Raw genomic sequence first — 24,790 nt, forward strand, 5'->3', positions numbered from 1 at the left:
TGATAGATGGTGCCGGGTGCCGGTCACTTCGACTTGACGAGGTCGGCGCGGTACCAGAACACGTTGTAGGGATCCCATTGGGAGATCGAGAAGTAGATCGTCCGGCCGCCGTTCCCGACGTACCTGGGATGCAGGTACGGCGAGTAGACGCCGGGCAGATCCTGCTGTGTGACAAGGGGTTTCGGGTCACCCCACGGCCCCCAGGGTGTGATGCCTTCGCGGATCGTCGAGCCGAGGCCCGACCCGTCGGTCGAGGTCATGATCCAGCGGCCGAGGTACTCGCTCCACATCACCGAGAGCTCGCCGACGGTTCCGTCGACGATCTGCGCGGCCGCCGCGGGGTCCTTGCCCCAGGCCGGCCTGCCGTCACGGACGCCGGTGAAGTACTCGTACGCCTTCTGCTGCTCGACGTCCGCCTCGGCGACCCGCATCAGCGCGACGCCGCCGAACCTGCCGTGGGTGACACCCCAGAAGTAGAGCATCCCGTCGACGTTCGTGACACTGACCTGGACGAAGTTGCTGTTGCCGTCCCAGCGCGGGGTCTCCAGGACGGTCCAGTTCTGCCCGTGGTCGGTCGACTTCGCGAGGCCCGCGTAGTTGGTCTCCCATTCGCCCGGGTCGCCCCAGTGCCGCACCGACATGAAGGCGAGGTACATCGCGCCGTTCGCGGCGAAGCCGTACGTCGGGATGATCGTCATCTCGTCGTTGTCGATCTTCCGGCCCGGGATCAGCTCTTTCGCCCAGCCGGTGTCGTCGGTGACGTAACCGCCGAAGGTGATGCCGTCGGACGGGTCGCCGTCGGTCGTCCAGGCCATCGTGTTCGACCGCCACTCGGTGCCGCCGCCTCCGGTCTGCCCGGCCTCGCGCTGCCCGAACGTGTCGCCGAACACGAACCAGGTCTTCCCGTCCGCGTCGAACATCGACCCGAGGTCCTGTCCGGCCACCTCGACCGACCCCGTGTGGTTGATCGAGTCGTGACCTGTCAGCTGCGCTACCTTCGTGACGTGCTCGACCCCGCCGAGCCGGAACGGCGCCTTCTGGTCACCGGTCAGTCGCGGATCGGTCGTGGCCGGCGCTCCGCCGCAGGCGGCGGTGCTCGACAGCGCGAGGCACGCGAGCCCCGCCATCACACCGACCCTACCGACGCTGTTCATGCCGGGGAGTGTGGCAGAAATCGATTTCCCGCACAATGGGTCAAGGAGCGATGGCGAGGCAACGATCTGGGCACGACAGGGTCCTGACGCCTTACTGGCGCCGGGTCGGGAGTGTGGTGGATGCGGAGCGGGTTCGTGGGCTGACGCGGCGTGTACCGTGCAGCTGTGCTGGGACCGGGTGAGGCTGGGTGACGGGGCCGGACGTCGACTTCGGGCGGATCCGGGCGTACGGGGCGCCGGCGGGGCGGGCGGCGGGGTTCGAGGAACTGGCGTCGCTGGTCGTGACGGCGGGGGTTCCGGGGCTGGTGGAGTGGCCGGCCGGTACGGCGTTCGACCGGTTCGGGAACCCGGACGGCGGGCGTGAGGGGAAGGGTGTGCTGCCGGGCGGCGACGTGTGGGCCTGGCAGGCGAAGTACCTGTTCAGGCTGGGCGACAACGAACTCGGTCAGGTGGACGCATCGGTCCGGCGGGTGCTGGAAACTGAGCCGAACCTGAGGCGTTACATCGTGGTACTCCCGTACGACCGGCCCGCGGGGGACACCCGGCGGACGAAGTCGGCGTACACCAAGTGGCTCGCGAAGACGGCCGAGTGGGAGTGGCTCGCGGCGGACCGGGGGATGGACGTCGAGTTCGTGTACGTCGGCGCGAGCGAGCTGATGGCGGAGCTGACGAGGGCGGAGAACGCCGGGCGCCTGCGGTACTGGTTCGGTACGTCGATCCTCACACCGGAGGAGCAGCGCGACCGGTTGAGCGACGTACTGAACAAGGTCGGACGTCGCTACACGCCGCAGCTGCACGTCGAGGTGCCGACCGTCGAGGCGCTCGAAGGCCTCGGCCGCACCGAGGCCTATGTCCTCCGCATCCAACACGTCCTGGCCGACCTACGCCGGATCCGCGCGTACCGCCGGCCGCTGCAGAACGAGCTGGCCGCCGCCGCGGCGGCCCTCGACGCCTTCCTCACCGCCGCCCGCTCAGGTGCCCGCCTCCCACCGATTGCCACCGATCTCGAATCCGCTCGCGCCGCGCTCGCCGATGCCGTCGCCGCAGCAGACCCGCGCACGCAGTCCGTCTACCGGACCGCGGTGCGGGCACTCGAGGAAGCGCTCGGACTGGTCCGCAGCGTCGCCACGGAGGCGGCCGATCGCGGTCTGCTCCTGATGACCGGACGCGCTGGTGTCGGCAAGACGCACCTGTTCTGCGACGTCGCGGCGCGGCGCATCGAGGCGGGGCTGCCGACCGTTGTACTGCTCGGGCAGGACTTCGACGAGACCGCGCTGCTCCCGCAGCTCGGCAGGCTCGCCGGGATCGACGGCCGGCTGGACGACGTTCTCGGCGTACTCGACGCGGCGGGCGAGGCCGCGGGACGGCCCGCGATGCTGATGATCGACGCGATCAACGAAAGCGCCCGCGCCGACCGGTGGGCCGACGAGCTACGCGTCCTCGCCGGCGCGGTCGACCGGCATCCGCACGTCGTGCTCGCCGTCTCGTGTCGGACCGAGTTCGTGGATGCGGTGGCCGGCGGCAACGACTTCCCACAGGTCGAGCACACCGGCTTTGCCGAGTCGACCGCGGAAGCCGTCGACAGGTACACCGCGGAGTACGGGCTGGAACGCGTCACGTTCCCGGTCCTCGACCCCGAGTTCGGCAACCCGCTGTTCCTCAAACTGGCCTGCGAGGGGCTCAGTACCTTGGGACGGCAGAGCCTCGGCAACGCCGGCCTGACCACGGTGTGCGATGCCTTCCTCGAAGCGGTGAACGAGCGCCTGGCCGGACCTTCCCGCTGCGACTACGACCAGGCGTCGGACCTGGTCCGAGCTGTCACCCGCCGGCTGGCGGAGCTCGGTCCCGGACCGTACCGGCGCGCGGACGCCATCGAACTCGCCGACGTCGCGCTTCCGGACCGGCGCTGGTCCCAGGGCCTCTACGTCGGCCTGCTCCGCGAAGGTGTGTTGCTCGAGGCAACGGCCGGTACGGTCGTCTTCAGCTACCAGCGGCTCGGCGACGTCCAACGCGCCGCCCTGCTGGCGGAGCGGACTCCCGCCGAGCTGCAGGACTGGTACCGGTCGCTCGACGACGCGACGGGCTGGGCCGAGAACGGCGTGATCGGGGCGCTCGGTCTGATCCTGCCGGAGCGGTACGGCATCGAGATCGTCGATCTCTTCGCCGACGAGACCGGCCGTGCCGACCGGCGGGTCGTCGACGCGTTCCTGCAGAGCCTGACGCTGCGCTCCGCGGAACACACCACCGGCCGGACGACCGAGCTCGTCGCCGGACTCCTGCCCGCGCCTGACGCCTGGCTGGCCCTTCTCCGGGTCGCCTGCGTCGCCGGCCACGCCGCCAACGCCGATTTCCTGCACCGCGTCCTGTCCGGTCTGACGCTCGCGGAGCGCGACCGCACCTGGTCCGAATGGCTCGCCTCGTCGGAGCACGACCAAACAGCCGTCCTCCTCGACTGGGCCTGGCCCGACGTACGCCGACCACGTCAGGACGGCAGCTCCCGGCTCGCGGCGCTGACCATCGGCTGGTTCCTCACCTCGACCGTCCGCACACTGCGCGATCACGCCACCAAAGCGCTGGTCGCGATCGGCGAGGACAGCCCGGCCGAGTTAGCCGTCGCGGTCCGCGCCTTCCGCGGCTGCGACGACCCGTACGTCGTCGAGCGCCTGACCGGTGCTCTGTGCGGTGTGGCACTCCGCTCCACTTCCGCGGACGTGGTCACCGCGATGGCCGACGCGGCTGCCGAGCTGGTCGCGGACGGCGTACCCCTGCACCTCGTCACGCGCGACAACCTCCGGCGCATCGGCGAGGCGGCCACCGCGCACGGGTGGTCGGGGCCGGACTGGCATCCGCCGTACGGCGCCTCCTGGCCGGTCGAGGCACCGCGCGACGAGGAGCGCACGACCGTGGACTCCGGGCGTGACGTGCTCGGGTCCACGCTCGACGCGTTTGTCACCGACGACCGGGAGCGGCTGTTTCGCGAGGCGCGGCGGGCCGTTGATGTGCGCGCCTCCGAGCTCGGCGGTGGTGAGAAGTACCGGTGGATCGGCCTGTACGAAACGCTCGGCCGGCTCGCCGACCATCATCGACCGCACGACCTCGACCAGATCATCGGCCGCGACATCGACCCGACCGTGCTGGTGCGTCCGCGCGCGGACCAGCCGGGCTGGTTCGCGCCGGTGGCGGCCGCCTTCGTGGACGAGCCGGACGTTCTCGACGGCGTACCGGACCCGCTGGACCTGATCGCGCTGGCCGACCCGGACGGCACCCGCTGGCTGTCGCTGGTGCGGTACGACAACTGGACCGAGGACCTGCCTCCGGAGCTCGCCGCCTCCGGCCCGCCGATCCTCAACATCTGGATGCGGACACGCTCGTACCTCGTTCCCGCGGACGACGTCGCCGTACTGCGCACCTGGGCCGCCGGACAGAACTACGAAGGGCACTGGATGCCCGAGTACCCGGACGTCAACAGCCGTCTCCTCGCGACGTACCCGACCTCGCCCGACTGGGATATCGACACCGGCGAGACCGGGCTCCCGTTCACCCTCGAGCTGCCGAACTACGAGTACACCGGCACCGGCACCACCCGCGACACCTCCGGTACCGTGACCGGATACGTACCCAGCAGGCTCCTCCACGACCTGCTCGGGCTGCGGCACGGCAACGACTTCTGCTGGCCCGACCGCACGGCGCGGCCCGCGGTGCTCGACCCGACGGCCGGGATGACCGCGGTCCGCGCTCTCGTGCTGCGCCGCGACCTGACGGACGCGCTGGCCCGCGCGGGGTACACCTTGTTCTGGACAGTCCTGGTGCGCAAGGAACTGCTGAACGACGGGTACGACGAATACCGCGGGACCAGCGCGAGTGCCTCCTATCTCCTCGTCGACCGCTCGGTCGAACGGATCTAGCGGGCGCCGGCCTCGTCCATCACCCGCCGGGCCTCGGGCGGGAAGTTGCCGTCGGTGATCTGGGTGTTGCCGATCACCTGGTTGTTGTAGCCGGGGCCTTCGGGGTTGCGTTCCGGGCCGACGTCCCACCAGTTGCCGGTGACCAGGTTGTCCTTCGTGTTGAAGGTGTCGGGGTTGCCGGCGTCGGAGTTGATGTAGACCCAGCGGCTGCTGCCGAGGAACACGTTGTCGCGCATCACGACGTACCGCGTGCCCTGGTCGATCAGTGCGCCGAACGTGACCTGGCTGTCGTACACGTAGTTGCGTTCGATCACGGTGCCCGGGCTCGCGGACAGCGTGTAGATGCTGCCGCCGTCGTGCATCGCCTGCTTGGTGTCGTGGATCAGGTTGTACGCGACATAGTTCTCGCGGAACGTCGTCGGCGTGCGGTAGATCGGCTGGTAGCTGTACAGCCCGGCCTTCAGGTAGTACCCGTTGCCGCCCGGGTCGTTGATGCCCCAGCCCCAGCCGATGTCGATGCCGTCGTACGGCAGGTCCGTCAGCGTGTTGTGGGTGATCGTCGCCCGGGTGACGTACGTCGACAGGATGCCGGCGTTGTCGCGGTACTCCTTCGAGACGCCGGCGATCGTATTGCCGACGATCCGCACGTCGTGGTTCGTCATCCGCGTGTCCCGCGGATGATGGGCGTCGGGCTGTACGCCGCCGACGACGATCGCCGAGGCGGCGCTGTTCGTGAAGCTGTTGCCGCGGACATCGATCTCGGCGGCGCCGTACCCGGTGCCGGAGGCGTGCGCGTTCGGGTCCATGCCGAGGCCGAGGCCGACGGAGCCGAGCTGCTCGAAGCTGTTGCCGTCGAAGCTCACGTGCGCGGCGGCGGACACCTGCACGGCCGCCGGGATCTGGTGCCACTCGTTGCGGGTCTTCTCGAACTCGGGGCAGCCGTTCTGGCAGCTGGTCAGGAAGTCGGCCGGCTTGGCGTACTCGCCGACGGCGTGCGCGCCGCTCTGCTGGTCGACGTACCCCTGGGGTCCGCTCGGGAAGTTCCAGGTGGTGTGCGCGAACGTGATGTTGCTGAAGGCAAGGTTCTGGACCGGCGCGGAGTAGCTGCCGCTGATCTGGACGAGGGACTCGAGGCGGGGGAGTCGTACGTCGGTGGAGGTCATCGACCGGCCGTCGGCGGGGCGGTAGAACAGCTTGCCCTTCGCGGAGTCGAGGTACCACTGGTTCGGGCCGGAGATGAGCTCGTAGGCGTTGTTCAGGTAGATCGCGCCGCGGGCGTACGGCGACTTGAGGGTGTCGTAGCCGAAGTTGTTGTTGTCCCAGGCCGGCTGTTCCATCACCAGGGTGTTGCCGTCAACCGAGTGGACAGGGGAGTAGCGGTCGGTGAACGAGCCGAGTTCCTCGATCTCCAGTGCGCCGGGGTTGGAGAGGGCGGCGATCCGGGCGGCGAGGGCCGGGTCGTTGACGGTGAGGCCGCGTTGGCTGAAGACCAGGCTGCCGCGGGTCTTCTTGGATTCGGCGAGGAGCAGTTGGGTGCGTTGGGCGAGTTTGCCGTCGACGTACAGCTGGCGTGATCGGGTGCCGGCCGGGACGTCGGCGGACCAGATGTTCTTGGCGGGGTCGGTGAGCTTCCAGTTGCTGATCTTGGAGCCGCCGGAGAGTACGGCGCGCTGGCCGGGGACGCTCTGCCAGCTGACGGTGTGGCCGTTGCGGCCGCCGTCGCTGGTGCCGAACCGGAGTGGGGCGGTCAGTTCGTAGGTGCCGCCGGTCAGCAGGACGCGGACGTCGGTGGTCGCGCTGCGGGCACGGACGAGGGCTTGGGCGGCACCGAGGGTACGGACGACCTGGTCGGCGCCGAGGTTCTGGGGCTTCTTGCCGTCCGGGGCGACCACGATGACGTCGGTCGGCCGCGAGGCGGCGAAGGTCGGGGCGGAGAGCGCGGCCGCGGCGACCGCCAGCGCGAAGGCGGCGGCCGGCACCCGGGCCGGACGATGTCGGGTCATCCAGGGACTCCTATGTCGTCTGTTGTCTGTCATCTGTCAGCGGCAACGTAGAAGTCCCGGCAGGGGTCGTCAAGACCTGACGACCGGATCCGGCAATCGACGAGGGGGCGGCTAGGCCGGCGGGAGGGGGCGGCGGCGCTGCCAGGCGGAGCGGATGTGGGTGGTCATCGCGGCGGCGGCGCCGGCCGCGTCCCGGGCGAGGATGCGGTCGAGGACGATGCGGTGTTCGGAGTTCGTCGTACGGACGTCCTCGACGCTCGGGTGGCCCTGGTAGCGCATGCTGGTCCGCGCCTGGCTGTGGACCGTGCTGACGATCGACCGCGCCAGCCGGTTCCCGGACGCCGCCATGATGCGGTCGTGGAACTCGACGTCGGTCTGGATGAACACCTCGGGCCGCGACGTATCCGCCTCCAGTCGGTGGAACACCGCCTCGATCGCCGCCCGGTCCTCGTCGGTCGCGTTCTCCGCGGCCAGCCCGGCCAGGTTCGACTCCAGTGCGATCCGCACCCCGACCAGCTCGTCCAGGATCGTCAGGTTCGCGTCGTTCCGCACCGCAGACGCGAGGACGTCGGCGTCCAGCAGGTTCCAGCTGGAGTCGTCCTTGACGACCGCCCCGACGCCCCGCCGTACCTCGACCAGCCCCTTCGCCTCGAGCAGCTTCACCGCCTCGCGGACCGTGATCCGGCTGACCTGGAACTGCTCCGACAGCGCCGACTCCGGCGGCAGCGCCGCGCCCGGTGGGATCGAACCCGACACCACCCCGTCGAGCACCGACTCGACGACCAGGTCGGCGAGTCGGGCCGGCCTGCGCGCGGCCGCCGCGGGCGCGAGTCGCACGGTTGCCTGTCCGGGGTCCGACGCCACCTGTGCCTCCGAGGTCGATGTACCGATGCGTACACGGATTGTCGCCCATCCGTCAGCAGTCAACAAACTCTTGACAACAGACAACAGACAACTAACATCTTGCCACAGCGAGAGCCCCATGAACCCGAGAAGGAGGGCGCGATCATGCCGAGCGCCTCAGGCCACGTCTGGCAGTTCCGCCGCGGCTGGATCGCCGCCGCGCTCGTCCCGGCGCTGGCCCTGGTCGCCGCCGCCTGCGGCGCGGCCGCACCGCAGAGCCAGGCCGGCAGCGGCGGCAGTACCGGATCAGGAAAGCTGGTCGTCTGGGACTGGCACTCCGGTGACGCCAGCACGAAGGACTACTACGCGAAGGCCAAGTCCGACTTCGAGGCCAAGCACCCCGGCGTCCAGGTCGAGTTCGTCGCCCAGCCGTACGACCAGTACTACACACTCCTCGGTACGGCGATCCAGGCCGGCAAAGGCCCGGACATCTCGATGTTCAACGGCGGCGCGCAGCTGCGCGAGCGGGCGAGCGCACTGCTCCCGCTCGACGACAAGCTCGGCGACCTGAAGGACCGGCTCGTCGGCTGGGACGCGTTCAAGAACGACAAGTCGACGTACGCCGTCCCGGTCACGCTGCAGGGCTTCCCCTTCTACTACAACAAGGCCGTCTACAAGAAGGCCGGCCTCGACCCGAACAAGCCGCCGGCGACGCTGGCCGAGCTGCAGACCGACTGCGCCGCGATCAAGAAGTCCGGCAACGCCTGCTTCAACCTCGGCAACAAGGAAGGCCTCGGCATCGAGTTCTTCCTGTCCGGGTTCGGCCCCGGCGTGTTCAGCCCGGCACAGTACGACGACTGGCTGGCCGGCAAGCGGGACTGGAAGTCGCCCGAGGTCAGGCAGATCTTCGAGCTGTGGAAGAAGACCAACGACGACGGCTGGTACAACAAGGGCGTCAACTCGACCGCCATGTTCAACGACCAGTTCACGATGTTCTCCGGCGGCAAGGGCGGCAACGTGATCGGGCTGATCTCGGACACCGCGCACTGGAAGTCCTTCGACGAGTTCCTCGGCCCGGACCTCGGCGTCTACAAGCCGCCGATCTCGGACCCGGCCAACGTCAAGTCCACGTTCCTCCCGGCCGAGGGCGGCATCGGGTACGGCGTGATGAAGTGGACGAAGGACCCGGCGCTGGCGATGGACCTGGTGAAGAGCCTGGCGAGCACCGACGCGGAGAAGCTGTTCTTCGAGAAGGCCGGCGCGATCGCGGCCGACAAGACCATCGACACCAAGGCGGTCGACGTACCGGCGGCCGGCGAGATCGTGTCCTGGCTCCCGGACAGCAAGCCGCTGCTGCACACCGCGCTGTCGGCGAAGACGCTCGACCTGATGCACCGGCTGTCGCAGCAGCTGATCAGCGGTGACGTGACCGTCGACCAGGTGCTCACCCAGCTGGCAGCGTCGGACAAGTGACCGTGGCCGGAGAACGCACCGTGATCCACGAGCCGCAGCAGGCGCCGGCGGCTCGGCAAACCCAGCCGCCGACAGCGGCCCGGACCGCGTCCGCCCGTCGTCGGCGCCTCGGTGAGCATCAGATCGCCGCGCTGGTGCTGGTGACGCCGGCCCTGCTGATCATCGTCGGGCTGCGGGTCGTGCCGCTCGTCCTCGGTGCGCAGTACTCGCTCACCGGGGACGGCGACCGGAACGGCGTATTCGTTGGCCTGGCCAACTACCAGACGCTCGCCTCCGACCCGGTCTTCCGGACCGCGGTGAAGAACGTCGGGCTGTTGTTCCTCGCGCTGCCGGTCGCGGTCGCGGTGCCGGGGATCCTGGCCACCTTCCTGTTCCTGAAGGTCCCCGGCCATCGGTTCTACCGGAGTGTGTACTTCTTCCCGGTGGTGCTGTCGCCGGTCATCATCGGCGCGATCTTCAACATCCTGCTGTCCGTCGACGGGCCGCTGAACCAGCTGCTCGGCGCGTTCGGTGCCGGACCGGTCGACTGGCTGGGCAACCCGCACCTCGCGATCGTGTCGGTGATCGGCGTCCACATCTGGGCGACGTTCGGGATGGCGCTGGTGATCTTCATGGCCGGCTTCTCCACGCTCGACCAGTCGCTGCTCGACGCGGCCCGGTGCGACGGCGCGAGCCTGCCGCAGACCATCCGGCACGTGGTGGTTCCCGAGCTCAGCCAGACCATCCAGTTCGTCTTCGTCACCACGATGATCGGGATGCTGACCGGGATGTTCGGACTCGTGTACGTGATGACCGCGGGTGGCCCGGGCGGTGCGACGTACCTGCCGGAGTTCTACATCTGGGTCACCCAGGGGCAGCTGAACAGCCCGGCGCTGGCGTCGGCCGCGTCGATGGTGCTGTTCCTCGTGATGCTCGTCGTCGGGCTCGCGCAGATCCGGCTGATCAAGCGCGCCACCAAGGAGGTGTGAGCGATGCGCGAGCGCGGTTTCACCCGGTGGATCGTCGCCGTACCGATGTGCCTGCTGGCGCTGGCCACGATCTACCCGATGCTGTTCACGCTGAACGTCGCGATGAAGTCGCGCCGTGAATACGTACTCAACCAGTTCTCGCTGGCCGACCACGTCACCGCGGCGAACATCGCGGCCGCGTGGAGCTCCTCGGGGCTCGGGCGGTACACGCTCAACTCGATCGTGGTGACGGCCGGCGCGGTCGCGCTGTTGCTGCTGCTCGGCTCGATGGCCGGGTACGCGTTCAGCCAGGTCACGTTCCGCGGCCGGAAGTGGCTGTTCCTGGTCTGCCTCGGTGCGTTGATGATTCCGTTCCAGGTGATCATGGTGCCGTTCTTCCGGGTGCTCGGCCAGGTGCACCTGCTGGATACGTATCCAGGCTTGATCCTCGCCTACACCGGGCAGTTCCTGCCGTTCACGATCTTCCTGATGACGAGCTTCTACTCGCGGATCCCGGCCGAGGTGGTCGAGGCCGCCCGGGTCGACGGCAGTACGACGCTCGGCGTGTACCGCCGGATCATGCTACCGCTCGGTCGGCCGGCGCTGCTCTCGGTCGGCATCCTGAACGCGTTGTTCTGCTGGAACGACGTACTGATCTCGCTGCTCGTGATGCAGTCCGAGCAGCACCGCACGCTGATGGTCGGGGTGACCGCGCTGCGCGGGCAGTACTCCGACAACATCCCGCTGTTCGCCGGCGGGGTGCTCGTCGCCGCCCTGCCGGTGATCGCGATCTACCTGTTCTTCCAGCGCCAGATCACCGACGGCGTCACCGCCGGCTCGACCAAGGGATAGCCATATGCGCATCACGGGATACCGCACGCTCAGTACGGTGCACGACTGGGGCAGACCGATCGGTGACGCCAACGGGACGGTCGGCTCCGGGCGTACGTCGGTGCCGATCGTCGTACTGACCACGGACACCGGGCTCGAGGGGATTGGGCTGGGGTCGCACGAGGGGATCGACGCGCTGTTCCCGGCGCTCGACGGGCAGGACCCGCGGGCGGTCGTGGCGCTGTACGACCGGATGCTCGCGTGGGTGTTCAAGCGTGGGCACACCGGGGCGGTGTTCGGGGCGATCGGTGCTCTCGACATGGCGTTGTGGGACCTGAAGGCGAAGGCGGCCGAGCAGCCGTTGTGGCGGCTGCTCGGCGCGCGGGACCACGTCGTACCGGCGTATGCGTCGGGGCTGGACGGGCCGCTGGCGGACGACGAGCTCGGTCGGCTGCACAAGCAGTTCGCGGAGCGCGGGTTGCAGGCGGTGAAGCTGAAGGGTGGGCTCGATGTTGCCGACGATGTGCGGCGGCTGGAGCTGCTGAGTGAGTTGTACCGGGAGCAGACGGGGGCCGCGCCGGCGCTGATGCTCGACGCGAACGAGTCGTGGGCGCGGAAGGAGGCAGTGCGGCACATCCGGCGGATCGAGGAGCATGCCGATCTCGCGTGGGTCGAGGAGCCGGTGCGGCGGTGGGACGTCGACGGGCTGGCGCTGGTGACCCGGTCGGTGAAGGCGGCGGTTGCCACCGGGGAGAACCTGACGGGGTTGGAGCAGTTCCGGCCGTTGCTGGCGGCCAATGCCGTCGACATCGTGCAGACGGGGAGCGTTTGGGGGATCACGCACTTCTTGCGGGTGTCGGCGTTGGCGCACGCGTTCGACCTGCCGGTGAGCCCGGTGGGGTACGACGCGAATCCGCTGGGGCATGCGGCAGCAGTCGTACCGAACCATCTGTCGATCGAGATCCAGGACCTTGGGACGCCGGTCGGGATCAGCGCGGACCAGGAGATCGTCGACGGTCATCTGGTGCTGGGCGAGTCGCCGGGGCTCGGGTACGCCGTGGACGAGAACGTGATCGCCCAGCTGACAAGCTCCGGCAGTTGGGACGACGACACCGGCCCCCACGTCCGCCCCGCCCACGCCGGCCGCCGCCTCGTAGTCAAACCCGCTCTCCGCAACGGAGAGTCCAGATGACGCCCGGGGTGGCGATGGTGACTGGGGCCGGGGGTTCTCTCGGGCGGGCTATTGCTTTGCGGTTGGCTGGTGATGGGTATGGGGTGGCGTTGCTCGACCTGCCGGGTGACGGGCTGAGTGAGTCCGAGGCCGAACTGAAGTCGGTGGGTGCCGCCGTGCGTGCACTGCCTGTCGATCTGCGCGACGCGGAAGCGATCGTCAGGACGATCGCCGCCGCCGAGGAGGCGCTCGGCCCGCTCCACGTCCTGGTGAACAATGCGGCGATCTATCCGGCGACCCCGTTCCTTGACATTTCGCTCGCGGAGTACGAGGACGTTGTGGCGGTCAACCAGCGGGCGTACTTCGTCGCCGCTCAGACCGCGGCCCGTTCCATGCGGACCCGTAACACCGGCTCGATCGTCAATATCGCCTCGATCACCTGGCACGGCGGCTGGGACAAGCTCGCGAGCTACGTCAGCACGAAGGGCGCCGCGGTCTCGCTCACCCGCGCGCTCGCGCGTGAGCTCGGCCCGGACGGGATCCGCGTCAACGCCGTCTCACCGGGCGCCTTCCCCACGAAGGCTGAGACGATCCACGAGAACCCGGAGGCCTACACCGCGTTCGTCCTCGACCACCAGGCGATCAAGCGCCGCGGCAGACCTTCGGAGATCGCCGCGGTCGTCTCGTTCCTGACCGGCCCGGACGCGTCGTTCGTCACCGGGCAGACGATCAATGTCGACGGCGGATGGGTGATGGAGTGAACATCTTCGGATCTGAGGTTTCGGCGGCCGCGTTGCGGGAGCGGACCGGGGACCTGGCGAGTGTGGCCGGTGTCCGGGAAGTTGTGCTGGGCAACGGGGTGGAGCGCGGCGTCCGGGCGGTGCAGCTGCGGAGTGCGGCGGGGCTCGAGGTGGAGGTGCTCGTGGATCGGGCGCTCGACCTGGGCAGTGCCCGGTTCCGCGGCGTACCGTTCGGGTGGCGGTCGGGGAACGGGTTCCGGCACCCGGGGCTGCACGAGCACAACGACGAGGGCGGGCTGTCCTGGCTGCGGGCCCTCGACGGGCTGCTCGTGTCGGGCGGCCTCGACCACACGCTGTTCGGCAACGAGGTCGACGCGACGCAGTACGGCTATCCGCCGAAGCAGACCGTCGCGCACGGGCTGCACGGCCGGCTCACCGCGATCCCCGGGCGGCTGCTCGAGGCGGGCGAGGTGTGGGACGGCGAGCACTGCACGCTGCGGGTCCGCGGCGAGGTCGTGCAGGCGACGTCGTTCGGCGAGCACCTGCGGTTGACGCGGACGATCGAGGTCGACTTCGACGGGCTCGAGATCCGGCTGTACGACGTGGTCGACAACCTCGGGTACGAACGTACGCCGCACATGTTCCTGTACCACCTGAACTTCGGCTGGCCGGTGATCGACGCCGGCACCGAGCTCGTCGCGCCGATCGCCGAGACCACCTGGCAGAGCGACTCGGCCGCCGAGCAGGGCGTCTCGTACCGGGTGCTGCCCGACCCGCGGCCGGGCTTCGTCGAGCAGGTGTACGAGCACCGCCTGGTCGCCGGCGAGGACGGCCGGCACCGGGTCGCGCTGATCCGCGGCGACAGCACGTTCGGCGTCGAGGTGAGCTGGGACGCGGCGACGATGCCGTGCTTCTTCGAATGGCAGAACCTGCGCAGCGGCCAGTACGCCGTCGGCCTCGAACCGTCCACGCACCACGTCACCGGCGACGCGGCCGCCCGTGCGGACGGCTCGATGACGTGGCTCGAACACGGCGAGTCCCGTTCGTACCAGACCACGATCCGTGTCCTCGACGGCGTCGAGGCGACCACCGCCGCCCGGGACGCCGTACGCCGCGTCGCCGGCCAACCGGACTGACAGCCAACCGGACGACAGCCAACCGGACTGACGGACTAGGAGAACAGATGGGCATCCTCGACGGGTACCGCGTGCTCGACTGCTCGATCGCGATGGCGGGTCCGTTCGCCGCGCAGCGGCTCGGCGACCTCGGCGCGGACGTGGTCAAGGTGGAGCCGGTCACCGGCGAGTGGCAACGGCACGCGGCCGCGGGCGGGGCGCGGGGGAACGCGATCAACGTGTCGTTCCTGTCCCTGAACCGGAACAAGCGGTCGCTGGCCGTCGACCTGAAGTCGGCGGCCGGGAAGCAGGTGCTGACCCGGCTGGTGGAGACGGCCGACGTGTTCCTGCAGAACTACCGGCCGGGCGTGGCGGAGCGGCTCGGCGTGGACTACGCGACGTTGTCTGCGATCAATCCGCGACTGGTGTACGTGTCGATGTCGGGGTACGGCGAGGACGGTCCGCACCGGAACCTGCCCGGGCAGGACTTGTTGCTGCAGGCAAGATCCGGGGCGATGTTGTCGACCGGCCGGGAGGGTGAACCGCCGCAGCCGGCCGGGCAGTATCTCGTCGACGCGGTGACGGCGTCGACCGCGTTCGAGGCGGTGCTGGCGGCGTTGCTGCATCGGGAGCGGACCGGGGAGGGCCAGTTGGTGAAGGTGAACATGCTGGACGCGATCACCACGCTGCAGATGCAGGAGCTGTCCGTGTTCACCGCCGGCGGGGTCCCGCAGCAGCGCGGAGCGGAACCGCATGCGCATGTGTACATCCGGGCGCCGTACGGGACGTTCAAGACCGCGGACGGCTTCCTCGCGCTGGCGATGCCGGATCTGCCGACGCTCGGGCGGGTGATCGGGGAGGACAGCTTCCTCGAGATGGATTCCGAGGTGCACGGTTGGACGCATCGGGACGAGCTGTTCCGGTTGACGGCGGAGCGGTTGTTGCTGCGTACGACGGACGAGTGGCTGACGGCGCTGACCGAGGCCGGGATCTGGTGCGGGCCGGTGTACGACTACCAGCAGCTGGTCGACGATCCGCAGATCCGGCACAACAAGACCTTCGTCGAGTACGACCACCCGACGGAGGGCCGGGTGAAGACGCCCGGCTTCCCGTATGCCTTCGAGAAGACCCCCGCAACGGTCGAACGCGGCGCACCCCTGGTCGGCGAGCACACCCGCGACGTACTGACCGAGGCAGGTTTCACCCCGGAGCAGATCACGGATCTGCTGCACGAGGGAGCTGTCGCAGAAACCCGGCTGTCAGACGTCGGCCCGCGCCACGCGGACGCCGGCAGGCACCCGGCGGACACAGATCAGCGCTCGGCGGGAGCCGGCGGCGAGGTGCGGTGATGGGCCCTTACCGGGGTTTGACCTGGGATCACCCGCGGGGGCGGGATGCGCTGGTCGAGGCGTCTGTGCGGCGGGGGATCGATCTGGTGTGGGACGTGCAGCCGTTGAGCGGGTTCGAGTCGACGCCGATCAGCGAGGTGGCCGAGCGGTACGACCTGATCGTGCTCGACCACCCGCACCTCGGGGACGCGACGGAGTACCTGCAGCCGGTGGACGAGTTGCTCGACGGCGAGTTCGTCGGGCCGAGCGTGGCGTCGTACCGGCTGAGCGGCCGGCTGTGGGCGCTCCCGCTGGACGCGGCCACCCAGGTCGCGGCGACCCGCACCGACCTCGTCGGCCCACCGCCCAGGCTCTGGCCGGAGGTGGTCGCGCTGTCGCACCACGCACCGGTCGCCCTGTCCGTAGCCGGGCCGCACGCGCTGCTCACGTACCTGTCGATCTCGGTGGCGCTGGGGGAGGAGCCCACCTTCGAACCCACCGAAACCGCCCGGCGTGCGCTCGAGCTGATGACCGACCTGACCACAAGAGCCCCACGCCACGCCCGCACCCTCGACCCGATCGCCGTGCTGGACACGATGATCGCGGACGACACCATCGCACACTGCCCGCTGATCTACGGCTACGTGAACTACGCCCCCACCGTCACCTTCACCGACGCACCCTCGGAACGCCCAGGCTCCCGGCCAGGCTCGACCATCGGTGGCACCGGCCTCGCGATCACCCGCCGCTGCCGGCCCACCCCCGAACTCCTCGACCACCTCCGCTGGTTGCTGTCAGCAACAACCCAGGGGACCTTCATCCCGGCGCACTCCGGCCAGCCCGCCCGCCTGAGCGCCTGGACCTCGGACTCGGCGCCCGACTTCTACCGCTCGACCCTGAACACCATCACCTCCGCCTGGGTACGCCCGCGCAACCCCGGCTACATCGAGTTCCAGACCGCGGCGAGCGAGGTCGTCCGCGACGTCGTGTACGGCGACGTGTCGATCGCCGGAGGGCTCGACCAACTCGCGACCTTGTGGAAAGGGATCACGTCATGACCGAAGAGGTACTGTTCGAGCAGCACGGACAGGTTGCCGTCATCACTCTCAACCGGCCCGCGAAGCTCAACGCGGTCACGGCGGAGATGTCCGACGCGCTGGTCGAGCTGGCCGCCCGGTGCAACGAGACCGACGACGTCCGCGCAGTCGTGCTGACCGGATCCGGGCGAGCCTTCAGCGCCGGGTCCGACATCGCTGAGCTCGACAAGTACGAGACCCCGTGGGCGTTCCGCAACCGCGCCGACTACTGCGACGCGCTCAAGGTCCTCCGCAAGCCAATAGTTGCCGCGATCAACGGCTACGCCTTGGGAGGCGGTCTCGAAACGTCGCTGATCTGTGACATCCGGCTGGCTTCCAGTACGGCGGTGTTCGCCGCCGCCGAGGTGAAACTCGGCTGGATCGGCGGCGGCGGGATGTCCGCGCTGCTGAGCCACAGCATCGGACCGGGCAACGCCTCGCTGATGCTGATGACCGGCGACCCGATCGACGCCGAGCGCGCGCTGAGCTGGGGACTCGTCAGCGAGGTCCTCGCACCGGACGATCTGCTGCCCCGCGCGCTCGAACTCGCCGCCACGATCGCCGCCCGGGCGCCGATTGCCGTCGAGACCGCGAAGGCGAACGTCGCGGCCGCGCTGAACATGCCTCTCGAACAGGCGGTCGCCTACGAGCGCGACGTACAGACGATCTGCTTCGCCACCAACGACGCCGCCGAGGGCCGCGCGGCGTTCGCCGAGAAGCGCGAGCCGAAGTTCACCCGTGCCTAGATGATTGATGCACGGCGATCTCGGTCCATCGCAAGCAGATGGGCGCACCGGGTGGCTACCCTCGGCTGACGCCTTGTCCCACCGCCGGTGGGATAAGGCGTTCGGGTCAGAAAGGTGGTGGATCGTCCGGTGGCCCCGGGGCTGGAACTGGTTGTTGGGCGACGGGTCCGCGAGCGGGCGGGACGGTCGTATATCGGTGGCCGGTCGGTGCAGTCAGGGTGACCGACCCATCGGGGTGGTTGGTGGTGGACCAGTTCCAGGCGGGGGTGTCTTTGATGATGTGGTGGTATTCGCAGAAGGGTGCGAGGCCGGCCAGGCTGGTTTGGCCGGTGTGGGTGAACGGTGTGCCGTGGTCGCGGTCGCATTCGCGGGAGGTGCGGTTGCAGCCGGGCCAGGCGCAGACGGGGTGTCTGGCGAGGAGGGTTTCGGTGACGAGTGTGCCGGGGTCGTGGCGGGTGGTGGAGGCTTCCAGGACGGTGCCGTTGGTGGGATCGGTCAGTAGGCGTCGCCAGGTGCCGTCGGTGGCGATGCGGCGGGCCATTTCGGCGGGGATGGGTCCGTAGCCTGCGAGTTCGCAGGGGTCATCGTTTGCGCCGAGCAGCGTGGTGATGGGGATCAGCACCTCGATGTGGGGTCGTCGGCGATGTTGATCGGGAAGCCGGCGGCCGAGCCAGTCCAGACCGTTGTGGAGCATGTGCTCGAACAGGTCGGCGACGACGTCGGCACGTCGTTGCGGCGCGAGCCGTTCGTCACGTGCAGGGCGGGCCGGCTCGGGAGGTCCGGGAGTTTCGGGAGGTTGCGGTCGCGGGGCCTCGCCGGTCGGTACGATCCCGGACTCGTTCCCCGCGGCGGGCGAGTCGGTGGTATGCGTGGGCGTGGCGCAACCGCTGGTGCTGGGACGCTGAGCCCGTACGCCGCCACACAAACCGTATGCGTCGCCCGACGTGCCGTCCGACGTGGTGTCCGACGTGGTGTCCGACGTGTCGTTCAGGGTGGTGTTTGTGGTGGTGTGGATGTCTGTTGTGGCTGTGGTGAGGGTGTCACGTTTGGCGAGGTCGGCCATGGCTTGGATCACGGTCCAGATTTGCTGGATCTTCTCGGCGGTGTGGACGATCCACAGGCCGGCCATGCCGTCGGGGAGCGGGACGATTTTGCAGGTGCGGTCGCGGACGGCGTCGCGGTGGCGGCCGGTGTCTTCGTGGGTGGTGTGTTTGGCGACCTGGCGCCGTAGCGAGTTGTTGAGGTTGCGGTGGGTTTGGCCGGGGGCGCGTTTGAGGACGTGGGTTTCGACGGCCTGGGCGGCGGTGGGTGGCAGGGGGCGGGTGGCTTCGGAGATGGCGAGGGCTTTGGAGAAGGTGAGGGCGCCGCAGCGTAGGGCGGTGTGGGTGGCGGTCAGGGCGCCGGTGAGGTGCAGGGCGGTGTCGATGTGGCGGGCGGCGGTGGTGGGGGACAGGTGTAGGGCGGCGGCGATCTCGGCGGTCCAGGAGCGTTCGGGGTCGATCGGGCGGCCTGAGGTGTCGATCTGGGTGGGGCGGGGGATGTCGGTGGCCTGGGCTTTGCGTTGCCGGACGAACGAGGCTTGGGCGCCGGTTCTGATGGAGGCGGCCCAGGCTTCCATCCGGGTGGCGGCTTTCATGGCCTCGATCAGCGCGATCGGGGACTCGCATTGTGGGCGGAGTTGTTCGAGGGCGGCGGCGAGTTCGGCGCCGGGTGGCAGGAACACCCAGGCCGGTGCTTTCAGGCGCAGCATGGCCCGTTCGGCTTCGTCCTGCTCGACGCCGGCCCACTCTTCCCAGTCGAGTTGCTCGACCCGTGACATCGGCGGCAGGTCGTCGTACATGACGTCTTCGTCGGACAGGTACCGCGGCACACACGAACCGTCCACGTCGTACAGACCGTCGAGGAAGTCGGCGTCGTACGCATCATCGGGCGGCGCCGCGGGCGGCCACCGATCCGGCGGCAACGGGTCGGCCGGCAGATCCACAGACAGCAGACCGGCCGGTCCACCCGGCGGAGCCTGCGGTGGGGCAGTCTCCGGCCGGGCTGCTCGGGGGCCGATCAGCTCTGTGGTCATGTGCCTATATTAGAACAAATGTTCGATGAACCCAAATCCCATGCTCTTTCGGATCTGCCGAGGTGCGGGCGTCGTGGCATGCTGCGGGAATGGAACTCGAGTGCCGACGATGCCACTGACCCATCAGGGCCTCCGCGGCGCAGTTCGAGGTCTTCGAGCGAATGCATTACGTGTGCTTTCACTACGAGTTCGAGCATGGTGAGTTCGACGTGGACGAGGAGTGCGCGGCCGCTGGATGCCCTTCCGCTTCGCTGGCGAATGGCCGGGAACGGGTCATAGCAACGGCCCGTGACCTCGCTGAAGAGGCGGCCTTGGGGGCGCCGTGGACCAATGCAGCGCTCCACGAGTACCTCGAAGCCTTCGCGGCTTGGCTTGCCGATTCGGGCGGCTACTTCCTGAATCGACGAACGGTACCGCCTGGCAACGGCTGGGTGGTCGTCAACGATGCTCTCAGGGCCGCGACGGTCTACGAGTGATCGCACATGCCGCGAACGGTTCCCATGGCGCTCCGGGCCGATCGCCGGGGTATCCTCCCGTCACTGCGCGCGCGGGATGATAGGTTGCCTCCAGCAACTTTCCGGCGGGATCGGATGCGTCCCTAGACCGAGAGATTGCGCCGGATCCAGTTCTCGATGCCGGCGACGTGGGCGAGCGACAGGGCGGCGGCGACGGTCGGCTGGCGCTCGCCGATCGCCAGTGCGATCGCCCGGTGTTCGCGCTTGGTCTGCTCGAACGCGTCCTCCTGGGTGACGGCGCGCCAGGCCCGTGCCTGGTGGGTGCGGCCGGCGACGCTGTCGATCAGCGAGCAGAGGACGGGGTTGCCGGCGGCGGCCGCGATCCGGTGATGGAACTCCAGGTCGTTCGCGACCAGGTCGCCGATCGGGCTGTCCGGGTCGACCGCCTCGGTCAGCGCGAGCAGCTGTGCGGCGTCGTCGTCCGTCATCAGCCGGGCCGCCTTCTCGGCCGCCATCGGCTCGAGGGCCCGGCGTACCTCGAACAGGTCGAGGGTGCTGGAGTCCTGGTGGAAGTCGATGATGAAGCTCATCGTCTCCAGCAGCAGATCGGGCGTGAGGCTGGTGACGTACGTGCCGTCTCCGCGCCGTACGTCGAGGATCCGCAGCATCGACAGCACGCTGACCGCCTCGCGCAGCGGGCTCCGCGAGATGCCGAGCTGCTCCGCGAGGTCGGCCTCGCGGGGCAGCTTGTCACCGGGCTTGAGCCGGCCGTCGAGGATCATCGCCTTGATCTTCTCGATCGCGACGTCGGTCAGCGCCATCGGCGGCCTTTCAGTCTTCCTTCGGACGTAGCCGAAGACTAGCCATTCCGCCGTCGACGGCCAGCGCGGCACCCGCGGTCGAGCCGGACGAAGGTCCCGCGAGGTAGACGATCGCGAGCGCGACCTCCTCGGCCGAGACCAGCCGGCCGTGCGGCTGGCGGGCGTCCAGCGCGGCCCGTTCGGCGACCGGGTCCGGCGCCGCGTCGAGCAGGCGCTGCACCCACGGCGTGGCCGCCGTACCGGGGTTGACGCAGTTGACCCGGACACCTTCGCGGAGGTGGTCGGCGGCCATCGCCAGGGTCAGCGACTGGACCGCGCCCTTCGTGGTCGAGTACAGCGCGCGCTGCGGGATACCCGTGGTCGCGGCGACCGAGGCGACGTTGACGATCGCGGCCGCCGGCGACTTCCGCAGGTACGGCAGGGCCGCGCGGCTGACCCGGACGGCGCCCATCACGTTGACGTCGAACACCTTGTGCCACTGGTCGTCCGGGTTGTCCTCGACGGTGCCCTGCGCCCCGATGCCGGCGTTGTTGACCAGTACGTCGATCCGGCCGAACGCCTCCACCACCTGCTGCACCGCCGTACGGACGCTCTCGTCGTCGGTGACGTCCGCCCGGATGCCGAGCACACCCTCGGGCGCCCCGGACGGGTCGAGGTCGAACGCCGCCACCCGCGCGCCGCGGGCGGTCAGTTCGCGGGCGGTCGCCGCGCCGATCCCGGAGCCGCCGCCGGTGACGATCGCGACCAGCTCGCCGTATTCGTTGGAGCTCATCGAGCGGCCTCCCACGCCACGTACTCCTGGCGCTGGCGGCCGAGGCCGTCGATCTCCACCTCGACGACGTCGCCCGGCTTCAGGTACGGGAAGCGGCCGGAGAGCGCGACGCCTTCCGGCGTACCGGTCATGATCAGGTCGCCCGGGTCGAGCACCATGTACTGGCTCAGGTGGTGGATCACGGTCGCGACGTCGAAGATCTGGTCGGCGGTGCCGGAGTCCTGCCGCGGCTCGCCGTTCACGAAGCTGCGCAGCGTGAGCTTCTGGTGCTCGACCTCGTCCGGCGTGACCAGCCACGGACCGACCGGGCTGAAGCCGGCGGCGATCTTGCCCTTGCTCCACTGGCCGCCGGACTGCTCGATCTGGAACGCGCGCTCGGACAGGTCGTTCGCCACCACGAACCCGGCGACGTGGTCGAGGCTGTCGGCGGGGGAGTCGAGGTACGACGCGCGCTTGCCGATCACCACGCCGAGCTCGACCTCCCAGTCGGTCTTGGTGCTGCCGCGCGGGATCGTCACCGGGTCGTTCGGGCCGGCCAGCGTGTTCGGCGCCTTGAAGAAGATCACCGGCGTCGACGGCGGCTCGGCGCCGGACTCGGCGGCGTGCGCGGCATAGTTCATGCCGATGCAGACGATCGCGCCGGGCCGGGTGATCGGGGCGCCGATCCGGAGGTCGCCGGCGTTCTCGACCGGCGGCAGGTCGCCGGCGGCCAGCGCGGCCGCGGCCCGGGCCGGTCCGCCGGACTCCCAGAACGCGGCGTCGAGGTCCGCGGTGATGCCGGTGAGGTCCCAGGCCCCGTCGTCGGTGACGACGACCGGCTTCTCGGCGCCGGCCGGACCCAAGCGGGCGAACTTCATCGCGACTCCCTAGATCTTATCTTTGCCGGGATATTCCGGCTGATGTGGCGAGCTTTCGTAGCTTGACACGCTAAAGATATGATGTCTAGCGTGCTGCCGTGATCGACGTACCGCAGTTCGGACTCGGGTGCGCGCCGCTCGGCAACCTGTTCGAGGAGTTCACCGACGAGCAGGCCGACGCGATCCTGACCGCCGCCTGGGACGCCGGCGTCCGGTACTTCGACACCGCGCCGCACTACGGCCTCGGCCTGTCCGAGCAGCGCCTCGGCCGCTTCCTCGCCACCAAGCCGCGCGACGAGTACGTCGTCTCCACGAAGGTCGGCCGGCTGCTCCGCGAGAACCCGTCCTGGGACGGTACGGCGCTCGACGCGACCGGCTTCGTCGTACCGGCGAGACTCCGCCGCGTACTCGACTACTCGGCGGCGGGCGTGCGGGCCTCCGTCGAGGACTCGCTGACCCGGCTCGGCCTGGACCGGATCGACATCCTCTTCGTCCACGACCCCGAACTGTCGGGCGACCCCGGCGCGACCGAGTCAGCCCTGACCGCGTTGGCCGACGTCCGCTCGGAGGGCGTCGCTGCGGCGATCGGCACCGGCTCGCTGGGCATCGACGCGCTGCTGACCACCGCGCGTTCGGGTCTGGCCGACGTACTGATGGTGGCCAACCGCTACACGCTCCTTGACCAGAGTGTGGCGCCCGACCTCCTGACCGCCTGCGACACGCACAACGTCCGCATCATCGCGGCCGCCGTCTTCAACAGCGGTCTCCTCGCGTCCACCCCGAGCCGAGCTGCGAAGTACGACTACGCCGCCGTACCCGACGACGTGCTGGCCCGAGCCCTGGAACTCGACGCGATCTGCCGAGCCCACGGCGTCGAGCTGCCAGCGGCCGCTCTCCGTTACCCCTTGCAGGACCCCAGGGTCGTCGCGGTGGTGGCCGGTGCGACCAGTGCGGCGCAGGTCCACCAGAATGTTGCTCGCCTCACCACCGATATTCCGGCGGCGCTGTGGGACGCCCTGATCAGCTGAACGACCGGAGCGCCTCGTCGGCGTGGACGTTCATGTTGGTCTCGCTGTGGATGACCTTGCGGACGCGGCGGTCGGTGTCGATCGCGAACGTCCAGCGCTTGACCGGGGTGATCTTCGCGAGTACGCCGTTGCGGGCCACGCCGAACGTACGGGCGACCGCGCCGTCGGCGTCGGACAGCAGCGGGTAGTCGAACGAGTGCAGGTCTGAGAACTGCTTCTGCTTGTCCACGGCGTCCCGGCTGATGCCGACGCGCTGCACTCCGGCAGCCTCGAAGTCGGCGGCCACGTCGCGGAAGTGGCAGGCCTCCTTCGTACAGCCGGCCGTCATCGCCGCGGGGTAGAAGAACAGCACGACCGGTCCCTTCGCGAGCAAGTCGCTCAGAGACCGCGTCTCGCCGTACTGGTCGGGGAGTTCGAAGTCCGGGACGAGGTCGCCTTCCTTCATGCTTCTCCTGTCCTAGGTCCTGCTGCGCGGCGGAGTCGGTTGGCGATCGCCAGGCCGAGGCCTTGTTCTTCGGGGAGGGTCGCGAGGATGACGTCGCAGCCCTGGTGGTCGAGGTCGCGGAGGTAGCCGAAAAGGCCGCGGGCGTAGTCGGCGAGGTCGGCGGGCAGCGGTACGACGGCGTGGGCCTCGATCGCGGTGCCGGCCAGGGCGGGCGGGACGAGGACTCCGACCTTGTGGTCGGCGTACCGGACGGCCTCGGCGGCGAGGTCCTGCGGCTCGACCAGTACGACGCGGGCGCGCGGGGCGTAGTGCGACGGGTGCTGGCCGGGGACGCGGACCGGGCTGGAGGCCGGTACGGCGAGGGCGTGGCCGAGGGCTGCTTCGAGGTCCTCGCGGGTCACGCCGCCGGGGCGGAGAACGGTCGGCGCCGGGCCGGTGACGTCCACGATCGTGGACTCGACGCCGACGCCGCACGGGCCGCCGTCGAGGACGAAGTCGACGTCGTCGCCGAGTTCGAGGCGGACATGCTCCGCGGTCGTCGGGCTGACCGAGCCGAACCGGTTGGCCGACGGCGCGGCGACGGCGCGGCCGAACGCGGTCAGCAGTTCCAGCGCGACCGGGTGGTCCGGCACCCGGATCGCGACCGTCTCCAGCCCGCCGGTGGTCTCGAGCGGCACCCGCCGTCCACGTCGCAGGACGAGCGTCAGCGGGCCGGGCCAGAACCGCTCGGCCAGGAGTCGCGCGGTCTCCGGTACGTCGTCGGCCCAGTCGGCGAGCTGCTCGGCGCCGGCGATGTGGACGATCAGCGGGTGCGACGGCGGCCGGCCCTTGGTCGTGAAGATCCGGCCGACCGCCCGCGGGTTCTCGGCGTCGGCGGCCAGCCCGTAGACGGTCTCGGTCGGGATCGCCACCAGGCCCCCGGCACGCAGTACGTCGACGGCGTTCTGGATCTCCTCGGTTCCTGGCGGCACGTGTGCCATGGTCTCACGGCGTACAACCGGTTCTG

Annotated in this window: 21 protein-coding genes; 12 read left to right on the top strand and 9 right to left on the bottom strand. The window is 69.5% G+C overall.

Going from position 1 to position 24,790, the window contains the following annotated elements:
• Window positions 1–23: 23 nt before the first annotated feature.
• Complete coding sequence (locus ACQHIV_RS04990) at window positions 24–1,154, bottom strand: DUF4185 domain-containing protein (protein WP_427892117.1); 1,131 nt, start codon at window positions 1,152–1,154, stop codon at window positions 24–26.
• Between the two features lie 188 nt (window positions 1,155–1,342).
• Here ACQHIV_RS04990 and ACQHIV_RS04995 point away from each other — a divergent pair, with 188 nt between their 5' ends.
• A complete protein-coding gene (locus ACQHIV_RS04995; protein WP_427892119.1) occupies window positions 1,343–5,059 on the top strand; it encodes a hypothetical protein in 3,717 nt (1,238 codons plus the stop codon).
• On the opposite strand, the gene ACQHIV_RS05000 is transcribed toward ACQHIV_RS04995, so the two are convergent.
• Complete coding sequence (locus tag ACQHIV_RS05000; RefSeq protein WP_427892121.1) at window positions 5,056–7,062, bottom strand: right-handed parallel beta-helix repeat-containing protein; 2,007 nt, start codon at window positions 7,060–7,062, stop codon at window positions 5,056–5,058. The genes ACQHIV_RS04995 and ACQHIV_RS05000 overlap by 4 nt on opposite strands.
• Window positions 7,063–7,173: 111 nt before the next feature.
• Window positions 7,174–7,899 carry a FadR/GntR family transcriptional regulator gene (locus ACQHIV_RS05005; RefSeq protein WP_427892123.1) on the bottom strand — a complete coding sequence of 242 codons (726 nt, stop codon included), beginning with the start codon at window positions 7,897–7,899 and terminating at the stop codon, window positions 7,174–7,176.
• Window positions 7,900–8,070: 171 nt separating this feature from the next.
• Between ACQHIV_RS05005 and ACQHIV_RS05010 the strand changes: the two genes are divergently transcribed.
• The 9 genes from ACQHIV_RS05010 to ACQHIV_RS05050 are packed head-to-tail and all read left to right on the top strand — an operon-like array spanning window position 8,071 to window position 17,332.
• A complete protein-coding gene (locus tag ACQHIV_RS05010; RefSeq protein ID WP_427892124.1) occupies window positions 8,071–9,378 on the top strand; it encodes an ABC transporter substrate-binding protein in 1,308 nt (435 codons plus the stop codon).
• The gene (locus tag ACQHIV_RS05015; RefSeq protein WP_427892126.1) at window positions 9,375–10,346 is read left to right on the top strand and encodes a carbohydrate ABC transporter permease; all 972 of its coding nucleotides are present in this window, start codon (window positions 9,375–9,377) and stop codon (window positions 10,344–10,346) included. The genes ACQHIV_RS05010 and ACQHIV_RS05015 overlap by 4 nt, the downstream gene beginning before the upstream one ends.
• Before the next feature lie 3 nt (window positions 10,347–10,349).
• Entirely contained in the window at window positions 10,350–11,177 is an 828-nt protein-coding gene (locus ACQHIV_RS05020; protein WP_427892128.1) for a carbohydrate ABC transporter permease, read from the top strand.
• A gap of 4 nt (window positions 11,178–11,181) precedes the next feature.
• A complete protein-coding gene (locus ACQHIV_RS05025) occupies window positions 11,182–12,348 on the top strand; it encodes a mandelate racemase/muconate lactonizing enzyme family protein (RefSeq protein ID WP_427892130.1) in 1,167 nt (388 codons plus the stop codon).
• Window positions 12,349–12,362: 14 nt separating this feature from the next.
• Window positions 12,363–13,088, top strand: coding sequence for an SDR family NAD(P)-dependent oxidoreductase (locus ACQHIV_RS05030; protein ID WP_427896405.1), 726 nt, complete (start codon window positions 12,363–12,365; stop codon window positions 13,086–13,088).
• Window positions 13,073–14,203 (top strand): aldose 1-epimerase family protein, encoded by a 1,131-nt coding sequence (locus ACQHIV_RS05035; RefSeq protein WP_427892132.1) that lies wholly within the window; start codon window positions 13,073–13,075, stop codon window positions 14,201–14,203. Before ACQHIV_RS05030 ends, ACQHIV_RS05035 begins: the two co-directional genes overlap by 16 nt.
• A gap of 47 nt (window positions 14,204–14,250) precedes the next feature.
• Window positions 14,251–15,531, top strand: a complete 1,281-nt coding sequence (locus ACQHIV_RS05040) for a CaiB/BaiF CoA transferase family protein (protein ID WP_427892134.1) — start codon at window positions 14,251–14,253, stop codon at window positions 15,529–15,531.
• Window positions 15,531–16,568: a hypothetical protein gene (locus ACQHIV_RS05045; protein ID WP_427892135.1), complete on the top strand. Its 1,038-nt coding sequence runs from the start codon at window positions 15,531–15,533 to the stop codon at window positions 16,566–16,568. The genes ACQHIV_RS05040 and ACQHIV_RS05045 overlap by 1 nt, the downstream gene beginning before the upstream one ends.
• Entirely contained in the window at window positions 16,565–17,332 is a 768-nt protein-coding gene (locus ACQHIV_RS05050) for an enoyl-CoA hydratase/isomerase family protein (protein ID WP_427892137.1), read from the top strand. The genes ACQHIV_RS05045 and ACQHIV_RS05050 overlap by 4 nt, the downstream gene beginning before the upstream one ends.
• 106 nt (window positions 17,333–17,438) lie before the next feature.
• Here the strand turns inward: ACQHIV_RS05050 and ACQHIV_RS05055 are convergent, their stop codons facing one another.
• The gene (locus ACQHIV_RS05055; protein WP_427892139.1) at window positions 17,439–19,316 is read right to left on the bottom strand and encodes a DUF222 domain-containing protein; all 1,878 of its coding nucleotides are present in this window, start codon (window positions 19,314–19,316) and stop codon (window positions 17,439–17,441) included.
• Window positions 19,317–19,567: 251 nt separating this feature from the next.
• Here ACQHIV_RS05055 and ACQHIV_RS05060 point away from each other — a divergent pair, with 251 nt between their 5' ends.
• Window positions 19,568–19,882 carry a DUF7660 family protein gene (locus tag ACQHIV_RS05060; RefSeq protein WP_427892141.1) on the top strand — a complete coding sequence of 105 codons (315 nt, stop codon included), beginning with the start codon at window positions 19,568–19,570 and terminating at the stop codon, window positions 19,880–19,882.
• 122 nt (window positions 19,883–20,004) lie between these two features.
• On the opposite strand, the gene ACQHIV_RS05065 is transcribed toward ACQHIV_RS05060, so the two are convergent.
• The 3 genes from ACQHIV_RS05065 to ACQHIV_RS05075 are packed head-to-tail and all read right to left on the bottom strand — an operon-like array spanning window position 20,005 to window position 22,311.
• Window positions 20,005–20,682 carry a FadR/GntR family transcriptional regulator gene (locus ACQHIV_RS05065; protein WP_427892143.1) on the bottom strand — a complete coding sequence of 226 codons (678 nt, stop codon included), beginning with the start codon at window positions 20,680–20,682 and terminating at the stop codon, window positions 20,005–20,007.
• A gap of 10 nt (window positions 20,683–20,692) precedes the next feature.
• Window positions 20,693–21,454, bottom strand: coding sequence for an SDR family NAD(P)-dependent oxidoreductase (locus ACQHIV_RS05070; RefSeq protein WP_427892144.1), 762 nt, complete (start codon window positions 21,452–21,454; stop codon window positions 20,693–20,695).
• Window positions 21,451–22,311 (bottom strand): fumarylacetoacetate hydrolase family protein, encoded by an 861-nt coding sequence (locus ACQHIV_RS05075; protein WP_427892146.1) that lies wholly within the window; start codon window positions 22,309–22,311, stop codon window positions 21,451–21,453. The genes ACQHIV_RS05070 and ACQHIV_RS05075 overlap by 4 nt, the downstream gene beginning before the upstream one ends.
• Before the next feature lie 98 nt (window positions 22,312–22,409).
• Between ACQHIV_RS05075 and ACQHIV_RS05080 the strand changes: the two genes are divergently transcribed.
• Window positions 22,410–23,339, top strand: a complete 930-nt coding sequence (locus tag ACQHIV_RS05080; protein ID WP_427892148.1) for an aldo/keto reductase — start codon at window positions 22,410–22,412, stop codon at window positions 23,337–23,339.
• Here ACQHIV_RS05080 and ACQHIV_RS05085 read toward each other — a convergent pair.
• The gene (locus tag ACQHIV_RS05085) at window positions 23,332–23,784 is read right to left on the bottom strand and encodes a peroxiredoxin (RefSeq protein ID WP_427892150.1); all 453 of its coding nucleotides are present in this window, start codon (window positions 23,782–23,784) and stop codon (window positions 23,332–23,334) included. The two genes, ACQHIV_RS05080 and ACQHIV_RS05085, sit on opposite strands and share 8 nt — an antisense overlap.
• Window positions 23,781–24,755: an L-threonylcarbamoyladenylate synthase gene (locus tag ACQHIV_RS05090; RefSeq protein WP_427892152.1), complete on the bottom strand. Its 975-nt coding sequence runs from the start codon at window positions 24,753–24,755 to the stop codon at window positions 23,781–23,783. Before ACQHIV_RS05090 ends, ACQHIV_RS05085 begins: the two co-directional genes overlap by 4 nt.
• Between the last annotated feature and the right edge of the window lie 35 nt (window positions 24,756–24,790).

The organism is Kribbella polygonati, from assembly GCF_050320105.1.
Taxonomy (GTDB): Bacteria; Actinomycetota; Actinomycetes; order Propionibacteriales; family Kribbellaceae; genus Kribbella.

Coding starts and splice junctions, on each gene's coding strand:
- ACQHIV_RS05075 (WP_427892146.1), bottom strand. CDS start 22,311: ATGAAGTTCGCCCGCTTGGGTCCGGCCGGCGCCGAGAAGCCGGTCGTC.
- ACQHIV_RS05010 (WP_427892124.1), top strand. CDS start 8,071: ATGCCGAGCGCCTCAGGCCACGTCTGGCAGTTCCGCCGCGGCTGGATC.
- ACQHIV_RS05040 (WP_427892134.1), top strand. CDS start 14,251: ATGGGCATCCTCGACGGGTACCGCGTGCTCGACTGCTCGATCGCGATG.
- ACQHIV_RS05060 (WP_427892141.1), top strand. CDS start 19,568: ATGCATTACGTGTGCTTTCACTACGAGTTCGAGCATGGTGAGTTCGAC.
- ACQHIV_RS05045 (WP_427892135.1), top strand. CDS start 15,531: ATGGGCCCTTACCGGGGTTTGACCTGGGATCACCCGCGGGGGCGGGAT.
- ACQHIV_RS05030 (WP_427896405.1), top strand. CDS start 12,363: ATGGTGACTGGGGCCGGGGGTTCTCTCGGGCGGGCTATTGCTTTGCGG.
- ACQHIV_RS05000 (WP_427892121.1), bottom strand. CDS start 7,062: ATGACCCGACATCGTCCGGCCCGGGTGCCGGCCGCCGCCTTCGCGCTG.
- ACQHIV_RS05025 (WP_427892130.1), top strand. CDS start 11,182: ATGCGCATCACGGGATACCGCACGCTCAGTACGGTGCACGACTGGGGC.
- ACQHIV_RS05085 (WP_427892150.1), bottom strand. CDS start 23,784: ATGAAGGAAGGCGACCTCGTCCCGGACTTCGAACTCCCCGACCAGTAC.
- ACQHIV_RS05070 (WP_427892144.1), bottom strand. CDS start 21,454: ATGAGCTCCAACGAATACGGCGAGCTGGTCGCGATCGTCACCGGCGGC.
- ACQHIV_RS05035 (WP_427892132.1), top strand. CDS start 13,073: ATGGGTGATGGAGTGAACATCTTCGGATCTGAGGTTTCGGCGGCCGCG.
- ACQHIV_RS05050 (WP_427892137.1), top strand. CDS start 16,565: ATGACCGAAGAGGTACTGTTCGAGCAGCACGGACAGGTTGCCGTCATC.
- ACQHIV_RS05020 (WP_427892128.1), top strand. CDS start 10,350: ATGCGCGAGCGCGGTTTCACCCGGTGGATCGTCGCCGTACCGATGTGC.
- ACQHIV_RS05065 (WP_427892143.1), bottom strand. CDS start 20,682: ATGGCGCTGACCGACGTCGCGATCGAGAAGATCAAGGCGATGATCCTC.
- ACQHIV_RS04990 (WP_427892117.1), bottom strand. CDS start 1,154: ATGAACAGCGTCGGTAGGGTCGGTGTGATGGCGGGGCTCGCGTGCCTC.